11 protein-coding genes are annotated in these 11,650 nt (G+C 69.9%); 8 read left to right on the top strand and 3 right to left on the bottom strand.

The annotated features are described in order from the left end of the window. Positions 1-472: 472 nt before the first annotated feature. The 8 genes from EST92_RS27860 (at position 473) to EST92_RS27825 (ending at position 6,674) form a co-directional block, all read left to right on the top strand. Positions 473-607 (top strand): lasso RiPP family leader peptide-containing protein, encoded by a 135-nt coding sequence (locus tag EST92_RS27860; RefSeq protein ID WP_107452766.1) that lies wholly within the window; start codon positions 473-475, stop codon positions 605-607. 180 nt (positions 608-787) lie between these two features. Beyond that, positions 788-2,614: a lasso peptide isopeptide bond-forming cyclase gene (locus tag EST92_RS27855; protein WP_129283507.1), complete on the top strand. Its 1,827-nt coding sequence runs from the start codon at positions 788-790 to the stop codon at positions 2,612-2,614. A 5-nt stretch (positions 2,615-2,619) separates the two neighbouring features. Then, on the top strand, positions 2,620-2,874 hold the full coding sequence (locus tag EST92_RS27850; protein ID WP_129283504.1) for a lasso peptide biosynthesis PqqD family chaperone: 255 nt from the start codon (positions 2,620-2,622) through the stop codon (positions 2,872-2,874). Continuing rightward, positions 2,871-3,308, top strand: a complete 438-nt coding sequence (locus tag EST92_RS27845) for a lasso peptide biosynthesis B2 protein (protein ID WP_174244155.1) — start codon at positions 2,871-2,873, stop codon at positions 3,306-3,308. Before EST92_RS27850 ends, EST92_RS27845 begins: the two co-directional genes overlap by 4 nt. A gap of 122 nt (positions 3,309-3,430) precedes the next feature. Further along, positions 3,431-4,060 carry a hypothetical protein gene (locus tag EST92_RS27840; protein WP_129283503.1) on the top strand — a complete coding sequence of 210 codons (630 nt, stop codon included), beginning with the start codon at positions 3,431-3,433 and terminating at the stop codon, positions 4,058-4,060. Positions 4,061-4,454: 394 nt separating this feature from the next. Next, the gene (locus EST92_RS27835) at positions 4,455-5,270 is read left to right on the top strand and encodes a TIGR04255 family protein (RefSeq protein WP_129283502.1); all 816 of its coding nucleotides are present in this window, start codon (positions 4,455-4,457) and stop codon (positions 5,268-5,270) included. 43 nt (positions 5,271-5,313) lie between these two features. Then, complete coding sequence (locus EST92_RS27830) at positions 5,314-5,928, top strand: hypothetical protein (RefSeq protein WP_129283501.1); 615 nt, start codon at positions 5,314-5,316, stop codon at positions 5,926-5,928. An 11-nt stretch (positions 5,929-5,939) separates the two neighbouring features. After that, positions 5,940-6,674: a hypothetical protein gene (locus EST92_RS27825; RefSeq protein WP_129283500.1), complete on the top strand. Its 735-nt coding sequence runs from the start codon at positions 5,940-5,942 to the stop codon at positions 6,672-6,674. A gap of 29 nt (positions 6,675-6,703) precedes the next feature. On the opposite strand, the gene EST92_RS27820 is transcribed toward EST92_RS27825, so the two are convergent. From EST92_RS27820 to EST92_RS27810, 3 genes are all read right to left on the bottom strand, one after another. Further along, entirely contained in the window at positions 6,704-8,359 is a 1,656-nt protein-coding gene (locus EST92_RS27820) for an APC family permease (protein WP_129283499.1), read from the bottom strand. A 170-nt stretch (positions 8,360-8,529) separates the two neighbouring features. Continuing rightward, a complete protein-coding gene (locus EST92_RS27815) occupies positions 8,530-10,338 on the bottom strand; it encodes an ABC transporter ATP-binding protein (protein ID WP_129283505.1) in 1,809 nt (602 codons plus the stop codon). Between the two features lie 910 nt (positions 10,339-11,248). After that, the coding region (locus EST92_RS27810) for an ABC transporter permease (RefSeq protein ID WP_135789070.1) at positions 11,249-11,650 on the bottom strand (402 nt) is incomplete at its 5' end.

Raw genomic sequence — 11,650 nt, 5'->3', positions numbered from 1 at the left:
GGGAATGCCCTCGGGGGCGGGGAGTTAGGGGCGCCGGCGCATGTGTCCTGAGTCTTGTGGCCTGAGGCTTGTGGTTTGTGGCTGGTGTGTGGCTTGCCATTTGGGGCTGGGGCTGGGCGGCTGGGCGGCTGAGTGCGAACTCGGCTGATGTGGCATGGGAGTTGGGTGACCTGCCGTCTTGGCTGCGACGCGGGCGGGGCGCGGACGGTTGCCGTGCGTGGGACGTCGGGTGCGGCGGCACGTACGCGGGAGCATCGTTCACTCACGTGGGGTAGTTCGGTCGCCGGAGGGGATCTTTTTTCCATCTTCCGTTTTGTGGATGGCGGATACAGGGAGCAGGTTTTCTTGTGAACTCGCTGTATTCCACTGGATGGTGAGTGTGATTCAGGCCACAGAGGCAGTGATCGGGCCGGTGCTAGGTTCCGTTGGCAGCAAGTCCGTATTGCTGGTGGCAAAAAAACGGAGGTTTGCAATGACAGAGCAGTCCGAGCAGACACCCACGGAATACATTCCGCCCATGCTCGTCGAGGTCGGCGAGTTCACCGAGGACACGTTGGGCAACTGGCACGGCACGTCGCCCGACTGGTTCTTCAACTACTACTGGTAAATCATCCGCCAGAAGTAACTGACCGACGGGGGAACCGGGCCTGCCTGTGCGGAGCCCGGTCTCCTTCTCCATTCATGAGGGCTCTGGCCCGCCGCGGCGTCGAGGCACCGGGTGCTTCCCGCCGACGCGCGCTCCGGCCAGGGAGCCGGCGGGGGGATGGCGAAGTTGAGTGCTGGGTTTGTGGTCCTGCCGGACACCGCCGACGGCGCGGAGATCCGGGCGCTCGTACCGTTCGCACATGCCCGAGTGATCGCGCATGCCTCCGGGCGGCCGTGGCTGGTCGGCGAGTGGTCCCACGATCATCAGGTGAGGGTGGCCGCGGCGGGCCCGGTACGGCTGGCCGTACTCGGCACGTGCCCGGTCACCGACGACGGGCTGGCGCGGATTGCCGCCCGTATCTCCCGGCTGTCCGAGGTGGACCGGGCCGTTCCCGCGCTGCTGGGGTCCTGCCACATCGTGGCGTCGGTGGACGGACACGTCCGTTTCCAGGGCAGCGCCTCCGGGCTGCGTCGCGTCTTCCACACCCGGGTGAACGGGGTGCGGGTCGCCGCGGACCGGTCCGATGTGCTCGCGGCGATGACCGGTGCCGGGGTGGACGAGGAAACGCTGGCGCTGCACGTCGCCTGCGGCTTGCAGGTGCCGTTTCCGGCCAACGCGCGCAGTGCGTGGTCGGGCATCAGCACGCTCGCCCCGGAGAACTGTCTGCTGTGGGACGGCGACCGGGACCGGGAAGCGGTGTGGTGGCGTCCGCCCGAGCCGGACCGGTCGCTGAGGGACGGGGCGGCGGGGGTGTGCGAGGCCCTGACCGCCGTATTGGACCGAAGAGCCCCCCATGACGGCCGGTTGAGTGCGGATCTGTCCGGCGGGCTGGATTCGACCTCGCTGTGTTTTCTGGCCGCCCGGCACACCCCGGAGCTGCTGACCTTCCGTTGGGGCGAGGCCGACGCGGGCAACGACGACGCGGTCTACGCCGGGCAGGCGTCGCGGTTGCTCGACCGTGCCGAGCACCTGGTCGTGCCGCAGCACGAACTCCCCGAGATCTTCGCCGACCCGGCCCGCGCGGTGTCCGCCGAGGAGCCCCTCTCGCTGACGCGTGCGACGGCCCGGATCCGCCGGGGCGCCCGGCTGCTCGCGGACCGCGGCTCCCGCCGGCATCTGGCCGGCCACGGCGGCGACGAGCTGTTCTCCCCGATGCCGTCCTATCTGCACCAGTTGATGCGCCGTCATCCAATGACGGCGCTGAAGCACGTACGGGCGCACTGTGCGTTGAAGCGCTGGCCGCTGAAGGCGACGCTCGCCGAGCTCGCGCAGCCGGGGAGTCTCCCCGCGTGGTGGCGGGAGCAGGCCGGTCTGCTGACCGCGCCCCGGCCGCCGCTGCGGCGGCCGGCGCTGGGCTGGGGCCTGGGGCCCGTACGGGCGGCGCCATGGATGACCCCCGAGGGCGTCGAGCTGGCGCGGGAGGCACTGCGCCGGGCCGCCGAGCGCGCGCGGCCCCTCGCCGAGGACCTCGCCATCCACACCATGGTGCTCATGATCCGTTCGAACACGGCCAGTTACCGGTTGCTGGCGCGGCTGTACGCCGAATCCGGTGTGGAGCTGGACATGCCGTATCTGGACGACGCCGTCCTCGACGCGGTGCTCCGGGTACCGGCGCACGAGCACGCCGGACCGTGGCGGTACAAGCCCCTGCTGGCCGACGCGATGCAGGGCATCGTGCCGGACGGCATCCGGGCGCGGTCCACGAAGGGCGAGTTCGGCGAGGACATCAGAAGGGGGCTGCGGCGCAACCTGCCCGCCATCCTGGACCTCTTCGCCGATTCCGAGCTGGCGGCCCGCGGCCTGATCGACACCGACGCGCTCCGGCTGCGGCTGGGCCGGCCGCAGGCGGACAACACCACCGCCCAGGCGCTGGAGAGCCTGCTCGGCTGCGAGACCTGGCTGCGCACCACTTCCGGCCCCGGCACCACCCCCCGTTCCGGCAACGGCACCGTCCCCTCGGAGGTCTGATCCGTATGCGGCTCCATCCCGACGTCTCCATGACGGACACCGACGACGGCACGGTGCTGCTGCATCAGCGCACCGGCCGCTACTGGCAGCTCAACGTCACCGGCAGCCGCGTACTGCACCGCCTGCTGGACGGGGACACCCCCGAGAGCATCGCCGACGGCCTCGCCGCCGCGCACGGCATCGACCCGCGGCGGGCGCGGCAGGACGTCGGCGCCGTGCTGGAGCAACTGCGCACCGCCGAGCTGACGGTGGCCTCATGAGCCAGTCCATGGCGCTGGACCAGCGGGCCCGGCTCCCGCTGTCGCGCCGCCTGCTGCCGCTGCTGGCCGTCGGCGCCGCCCGGCCGCTCGCCCGTCTCAAGCCCGCCCGGCTGCGCGCCGTGCTCGAATTCGCCCGCCGCGGTGCGGCTCCGGCCGGTGCCGGGCAGGCGCAGCGGGCGCGCGACCAGGTCGTTTCGGTGAGCCTGCGCTGTGCGGGGCAGAACTGTCTGCAGCGTTCGCTCGCCACCGCGCTGCTGTGCCGGGCCCGCGGGGTGTGGCCGACGTGGTGCACCGGCGTCCGCACCCACCCCTTCGCCGCCCACGCCTGGGTCGAGGCCGACGGCCGGCCGATCGGCGAGCCGCACCCCGAGGGCTATTACAAGCCGCTGCTGACCGTCCCGCCCCGCACCGGAGCCGGCGCCGGGGACCGCTGAGCGCCGGCGGCCGCCGATGCCGTCGGCGGCCGCCCGGACGTACCCGTTCCGTCCGCAACGATCGATCGAAGGGCTGATCACGTGCACCCTCTCCCTCTCCCCCGGCAGGAAGTGGCCGCCCGATGACCACCATGGACACGGACGGAGCGCCCCCGCCCGCGGCCGGTGCCCTCCGCCTCGTCGAGAGCCGCACCACCCGTCCCACGACGGTGGACTTCGCGGAGTATGTGCGGGCGATGTCCGTCCACTGCCCGTATCTGGCCCCCTCCGTGGAGCACGGGCTGACGGGGTGGACGGTGTACGAGGCGGCCGGGGAAGCTCCGGAGGTCGAGGCGGAGGTGTTCCACGCCGGGGCGCGGGCCGCGGAGTGGGTCCGGACCCGGATGAACGGGCCCCGCGGTGCGCTGGTCTGCGAGAACATCGCGGTCGTCGGCGCCGGCCGGGAGGTGCTGGCGTGGCCGCACTGGGCCCTGAAGAACCTCTACGGCCCCGTGGGCGTGATGTTCGGCAAGTTCCCGGTGGGCGATCAGGTCACCGACCACCGCGGCCGCCTCGTCCCGGAGCCGCCGGTCTCCTTCCTGGCCGTGCGGGTCGCCGTACGGGCCCGCGATCCGCTGTTCCTGAGCCGGACGCCGGACCTCGCCGCCGTCGTGGCCGAGGCGGCGGACGACGGCCGGGACGTCTTCGCGGAGGTCTCGCGCGAGTGGAAGGACGTGAAGCTGTGGGCACAGCGCCGGCTGCCGCGGCGGTAGAGGGCAGGGAAGAGGGCCCCGGCCGGGCAGCCTTCCCGCGCCGACAGCGGCGCCGGACCCCGGTGAGGAGGAGCGGCGAGCCCGGGTTCGAATCACGAACACTGTCCCGAAAGCGGCTGATGTCCGCAGAAGCAGCAGGTCAGGGCAGCTGGAACAGCACACAAGGCACGCAGAACCAGATCTCTCGGGTCTCACGTGGCGAAATTTCGACGTTGCGATTGAGTGAATGTCTCGTTCTTCTGGTGCAGCAGCACCCAAAACTGGTTACAGTTCTGGTTACAGCCGCGGCTCGCGCAGTGCGCCACACGATCTTATGCAGGCTGTTGGTTCCGCGGGAACAGGCTGGTCGGGCACAGTTCGGACAGCTAGGCAGGTGAAGGGGTGAGCGGTCGCCATGTATCCGGGACGCGAGGTCTTCCTCCATGCACCACTTGTCTATGTGACAGCTGAAATCACCCTTTCCTATGAGCCACGGGTCAACCAGCCCGCAGTTCGCGACGCATTCGCCGAGGGTGTCCGGCAGAGATTTCCGCTGCTTCAGCAGGAACGCGCACTCGCCGTGAAGCTGGAGGAGGTCGACGAAGACATTCCTCCGCAGGTGTTGCCTGCCATCCGCGCTTTCACTGCCGACTCCGAGGCTTCCGCGCTGCTCAAGGCCAGCGCCCTGACCGTGGATACGACCGCCTACGCCCAGTTCGAGAATTTCGACGCCTTGCTCAGAGTGGCACTGACGGCGCTGGCGGAAAGCGTTCCGGGTGCCATGGTCCGCCGGGTCGGCGTCCGCTATGTGAATGAGATTCGGGTGCCGGGAGAGACCACTGCGGACCCTGATTGGCCGAAATGGGTGTCCGAGTCCCTGCTGGCGGGACAGGGGCTGCTGCCGAGCGGTCATGCGGCAGGCTCCATGGGCCATGTTCTCTTCCATCTCAAGGACGACTATTGGACCGGATTCCGCTATGGCGATGTCATCGGGACCACCATCGTCGACCGAGACGTAGCGGTACGGCGGAAGAAAAGCGCGGAGCCGGAAAACAGCAGGTTTTTCGCTCTCGACATCGACAGTTTCTGGGATCCAAGTGAACCCGTGAAGTTTGATCCGGATCAGATTGCACAGATTTGCGATCGGCTCCATCGTCCGGCCGGCGAACTGTTCCAGGCATCGATCACGGAGCGTGCAAGAAAACACTTCAGGGGGGATTCACATGAATGACCCGAGGTCAAGAGGGCGCATCGACTTAGACGTCTTGCGGGCAGTGGCGGACAGCATCCGGCCACGCGCCGAGTGGGCTGCGGAACAACAGAGTTACACCAGCTACCAGGCCCTGGACGCGCAGTGGCGCGAAGACAGCCAGCGGCTGCGCATGCGCCACCGGCGCCTTGAGCGGGGGCGCCAGGACCACCGCAGAAAGTGGCTGCAGGAGAAGCGACAGGAACTGGCCCGCTCCCTGTCGGTCGCGGACATGCTCCGCGAACTCTCGACGGAGCAGGGCCTCTCATGGGTAGCAATGTCCCGGATGCTCAGCGTGAGTGTCCCGGCGTTGCGAAAGTGGCGCAGAGCCGGCGGTGTGACTCCTGAGAACAGAGATAATCTCGCCGGACTGGTCGCCTTTCTCCGGATTCTCGGCGAAGCGGGGGTGGCAGATCCTGCTCAGTGGATCACGCTTCCCGTACTTGACGGGTACACCGTAACTCCGCTCGATCTCTATACGCCTCTCACCGCAGTGGATTTGCTTGAACTGGGCGCGGGAGACGAACAACCGGCTACTCTGTTGGAGCGACTGCTGCCCGAGTGGCGCAGTACCCACAAGAGTGAGTACGACGTATTCATTGCCGAGGACGGAAGGCCATCGCTCCGGCCTCGCGGTTGACGGAGGCGTGCATGGCGGAACAGCTCGACCAGATTCCATGCATCGGCGAGCTGTACGCCTACAGGGGCGTCCCCGATGTAGACGAGGACGCCCCTCCCCTATGCCTTCCGTGGCATCAGGGCGATATCTTCGAAAACGTCAACTTACCGGGCCTGGAAAGCACGATGGGCATGCTTTTCCTGCATCCCTGCACCATGCGCAAGCGCGCGGCCCTCGTGGATCAGGTCACCATGATCGCGATCGAGGAGTTCAGCAGCAAGAAGGTGTTGGACGGCGCCGATGCATGGGAGCGGCATTGGAAGAGCAGGTATTCGGTGATGCCGCTTGCCAACTTGCGGAACCGTGCAGAGCGCGGCGGTACACATATTGCCGACTTCTCCCGGCTCGCCACCGTCCCCTCTTCGGAATTGAACCGGAGTAAGCGAATAGCCGCCCTGACGGATGCCGGCCGGCTGCATCTCCTCCAGCGCTCGTTTCATCACTTCTCCCGAGTCGTCGTCCCGCTCGGTGATCTTCGGTCCGGGATGCGGGGAGTGAACAGGGAGATCGAGCTCCAGCACGACTGGGTCGAGGCGGCATGCGATGCGTGCAAGGAGTGGACGGACGACAGCGTGACGCGGGCGGAACGGGACTTCGATGAGTACCTGACCGCTGAAGACCGTCGTCAGCGACTGTCCGACATCCAACAGGAGACGGACATCGTGTGCGAAGTGATGAAGGAGATCGAGAGCCGCTACAAGTCCTAGGGACTAGCGGCGTCCCCCCGCCGCCGTCCTCAGCGGCCGGCGGCGGCCGGTGGGGGTACGGACTCGCCCTCCTCCTCGTGCTCGACGGCTTCGTCCACCGCCTCGGGGGGCATCGCGAGGTGCACGGCGGTGTAGTGGATGACGAGGCTGAAGACGATCACGATGACCAGGTCCCACCAGGCGGGGAGGGCGCGGGTGCCGCCGTAGCGGCCGAAGCGGCCGATGAGGACCATGCCGCCGAGCCAGGGCCAGACCCAGGCGGCCGATCGTCCACGCAGGCCGATGCGTTCGGCCGCCGGGACGACGCGGCGGTTGACCGCGAAGACGGCGAAGCCGAGCAGGGCGGCGGTCCCGAGTTTCCAGTCCGCCTCGTAACCGGACCAGTAGAAGATCAAGTTGGCGAAGACGAACCCTGCGGGGGCCATGGCCGTCCCGCGGGGCAGCCGGTAGGGGCGGTTGCGGCCGCCGTCGCGCAGGCGCAGGGCGTGCAGGGACACCGGCGCGAACGCGTACATGATGGCCGCTGCCGAGGTGACCAGGCCGACCAGGGCCTGCCAGCTGGGGAACGGCAGGAAGGCGAGCTCGCCGACCACGAAGGCGAGGAGGGTCGAGACGACGGGCACGCGGCTGCGGCCGATCTGGGCGAGGGGTCGGGGCAGCACCCGCTCGCGTCCCATGGCGTACGAGAGTCGGGCGGCACCGGCCATGTAGACCAGTCCGGTGCCGGCCGGGGAGATCACGGCGTCCACGTAGAGGATGGTCGCCAGCCAGCCGGCCCCGACGGCGGTGGCGAGGGTGGCGTAGGGGCCGAAGTTGCCCTTGCCCACCGGGTTGTCCCAGCTGTGGGTGAGGGCGGCGGGGTCCAGGGCGGCGATGAAGGCGATCTGCAGCAGGAGGTAGAGCCCGGTGCCGATCGCCATGGCCACGATCACCGCCCGGGAGACGTCGCGCTGTGGATTGCGTGCCTCACCGGCCAGCTGAATGGCCTGCTCGAAGCCCAGCAGCGCGAACACCACTCCGGCGGGCAGCGCCGCGAAGACGCCGTGCGCCCCGTGCGGTGCGAAGCCGCCGCCCGCGGTGAAGTTCGATCCGTGGAAGGCCAGCGCCATCAGCACCGCCACGGTCAGCAGCGGTACCGCGGTCTTCACCACGGCGGTCACCGAGTTGATCCCGGACAGCAGCCGTACGCCGAGGACGTTGATGAGGGTGAAGAGCAGCATGAAGACGGTCCCGACGACCAGGCCCGCGGCGGTGAGGGTGCCGTTCGGGTGCAGCAGGTGCAACCGGTCGCGGACCCAGCCGATGCGGTCCAGGTACGAGAGGGTGGCCTCGACCTCGATCGGCGCGATCAGGACCGATCGCAGCCAGGACATCCAGCCCGCCGTGAAACCCACCAGCGGGCCGAAGGCGAAGAACGGGAAACGGGCGGTGCCGCCGGCGATGGGGTAGGTGGCGCCCAGCTCCGCGTGGGCCAGCGCGAGCACGGCGAGCATCGCCGAGGCGAGCACCCAGGAGATCAACGAGGCCGGGCCGGCGATGACGGCGGTGGTGAGGGCGCCCAGCAGCCAGCCGGACCCGATGATCGAGCCCAGGGAGATGAACATCAGCCCCCAGAACCCGACCGCCCGGCGCAGGTGGCGGGTTCCAGCGGCGCCGGCACTCCCGGCCGCGGCCGGCCTCGTCACGCGCGCTCCTGGTTCACGCCACCATCTTGGGGCCGGGAGTCGGGCCTGACGGGACCGACGCGCTGAGTGTCACTTCGTGTACTGCGCGTGAGGGAGGGGGCGGGGGCCTGCGCGTTCCGGCCTACGGCGGCGTCCGCGGGGGCGGGTGTCTGCCGTGGCGCCCGCAGCCGTCACCGCGGTCGTCGGTCGCCGTCGGCCACCGGCCGCACGGGCGGTGAGGTGTGTACGGCGCCGTTGTGGGACGGCGGGTGCGTGTGGAACAGCGTGGCGTACAGGCCGCGATGGGCCAGGAGTTGGGCGTGCGTGCCGGCCTCCACCAGGCGCCCCCGGTCCAGGACCAGGATGCGGTCGGCGTCCGCGGCGAGGTCCAGATCGTGCGTGATCACGATGGTGGTGCGGCCCGCGGCGAGCCGCCGTAGTGGCGCGACGATGCGCTGGGTGGCCAACGTGTCCAGGCCGGTGGTGGGCTCGTCCAGGATGAGCACGGGGGCATCGCGCAGCATGGCCCGCGCGATCGCGACGCGCTGGAGTTGGCCGCCGGAGAGCCGGGAGGTGCCGGGCGCGATGACGGTGTCGTAGCCGTCGGGGAGGGCGGCGATGAACACCTCGGCGTCGGCCGCCCGGGCGGCGCGGACGACATCACCGTGGGTCACGTCGTTGCGCCCGCAGGCGATGTTCTCCTCCACGGTGTCGTGCAGGACGAGGGTCTCCTGGGGCAGCAGCGTGATGTTGCGGCGGAGCCGATCGAGCGGCATCCGGTTCACGGGGATGCCGTCGAGCCGGATGCTGCCGGCGTCCGGGTCGTAGAACCGCAGCAGCAGGGAGGCGAGCGTCGACTTGCCCGCTCCGCTGGGGCCGGTGATGACCACCAGTTCCCCGGGCACCGCGCTGAACGAGAAGTCCTTCAGGGCCTCCTCCGTACCGCCCGGATAACGGAAGTGCACCCGGCACGCTTCCACCGCGCCGACCGCGCGGCTCGGCGCGGGGACGACGACGGCGGCGTCCGGGTCGGAGACGGCGGGCCGGGCGTCGAGGATCTCCAGCAGCCGCTCGGATCCGGCGGTCGCTTCGGTGACCGTCAGCCCGAGCTGGCCGAGGTCGCGGATCGGCGGGTAGAGGTAGCCGATGAAGGCGGCGAAGGCCAGCAGCTGCCCGAGCGTCATCCGCCCCGCGGAGATCTCCCATGCCCCCAGGCCGATGATCGCCAGGACGCACAGCGTTTCCAGGACCTCGACGATCTGCTCGTACAGCTCGTTGAGGCGGGCGCTGGTCACCGACGCCCGCAGCCAGCTGCGGGCCTCGCGGCGGAGCCGCTGCTGCTCGTCGTACTGCCGGTTGTAGGCCTGCGTCAGGACGACGTTGACCAGGCCTTCCTCGACCACCGAGGTGATGGCGCCGTCCGCCGCGCGCTCCCGGCGGGACACCTCCTTGACCCGGCCGGTGAAGCGGCGCGTGGCGATCCAGAAGAGCGGGGCCAGGGCGAAGGTGACCAGGGCCATGTCCCAGCGCAGCCAGAACGCGGCGCCGGCGTAGAAGATGACGCCGAAGACGGCCGTGGCCGCCTGGACCAGGCCGGTGACCACCAGCTGCTCGATGGCGTCCACGTCGCCGGTCAGCCGCTCGACCAGGTCACCGCGGCGATTGCGCTGGAAGAAGTGCGGCGGCAGCTTTTGGAGATGGGCGAAGACGCGGGCCCGCAGCCGCATCACGAAGCGCTCGGCTGTCCAGGCGGCGAGCGAGTTGCCCAGATACCCCACCACCCCGCCGGCGACGGCCACGCCCAGCCACAGCGCGGCCGGTCCCCAGAAGGCGCTGACCGAGCCCTTCTGCAGAGCGTTGTCGGTGAGTTCGGCGAAAACCAGGATGGCCACGGTCTCCGCGAGCGCGGCCACGATGGCGCAGAGACAGATGAGGACGATCCAGCGCCGGTCGCCGCGGGTCAGCGGCCAGAAGCGCCGCACCGATTCCTTGAACCCCACCCGCCTCGTACGGATCGGGGCGTCGGCCACCAGGCCGGCCCGGAGGACCCGTTCCCTACCGGTGCCCGGGGACGGCTGGGCCGTGCGCCGCGGGTCTGCCGCGGGGAGAGGGGAGGGAGCGACGGGCTCCCTCGACAACGACGAACCCCGTCCAACGGGTGGTGCTTCAGCGCCTCGTTGAGGCGACGCTGCACGGCGCTCCGCGCGCCGGCGCGAGCTGCGGAGGTGCATGGTCGCTACTCACATCGTCGGTGCTCGGGGGTTGCCGGGACCGGGAGAGGCCCGTCAAACCAACGAGGCGGACCCGCGCGGTACGCGAGCCTGCCTCGGACTCAGGTTTTTGAGTCAGTAGCCACGACGCCTGCGCAGATACCTGCGTCCACGCCTCCGGCGACGCCGGCGGTTGTGGTCATGGTCGCAATCGTGGTCGTGGTCGCGGTTACGCCTTCTGGGGAAGACATTCCGGAAGCTCATTCTCGCCTCCTAGGACTTGTTCCTTGTTGTCGAACCGTTACCGGTGACGACAACTCCCAAGCTACGACGCTTACCTGTCTCCAACAACCCGATTTGCGTGAAAATTCAGATATACACCAATATTCTTCGCAAACGTGACAAAGGGTGCTGGCCAGTCACTCTCCGGATGCCGTGCCCCGCGCCCCGGCCGCGGACGCTGCGTGGGCTTCGGCACCCGCGGCGTAGGGGCGCGGTGTACGGGCGGCGGTGTGCAGGGCCGTCGCGGCGGAGGCCGGTGGCGGTGGGGAGGGCGACGGCGGCTCAGACGGCGTGCCGGGCCCCGTCCAGGACGGCGACGGGCGGGGCCGGTCGCTCGCGGGGCCCGGCGCCCCGGCGACGTCCTCCGCGGCGCCGCTGACGGGGTCGTGAGCGGCGCCGCGTGGTACGTCGGCGGTGGTCAGGTCGCGCTGAGCGCCACCGTCGGATGCAGCCGGGAGGCACGGACGGCCGGATACAGGCCGGCGACGACGCCGATCAGCAGGGTGGCGCCGAGTCCGCCCGCCAGGGACCAGGGCGGCACGACCGCGGTCCACCCCTGGGCACGGGCGAAGGCCACCGTGGCGGCGGCGCCGAGGGCCGCGCCCACCAACCCGCCGAGCGCCGACAACAGCAGGGACTCGGTGAGGAACTGGAGCCGGATCGATCCTCTGGTCGCGCCGAGGGCGCGGCGCAGTCCGATCTCCTGGCGGCGCTCCAGTACCGAGATCACCATGGTGTTGGCCACCCCCACCCCGCCGACGAGCAGCGCCACCGCCACCGGCCTCCGCCGCGACGGCCCTGCACACCGCCGCCCGTACAC

It is taken from the genome of Streptomyces sp. TM32 (genome assembly GCF_004122755.1).
Taxonomy (GTDB): Bacteria; Actinomycetota; Actinomycetes; order Streptomycetales; family Streptomycetaceae; genus Streptomyces; species Streptomyces sioyaensis.
This window is presented reverse-complemented; position numbering and strand designations above follow the sequence as displayed.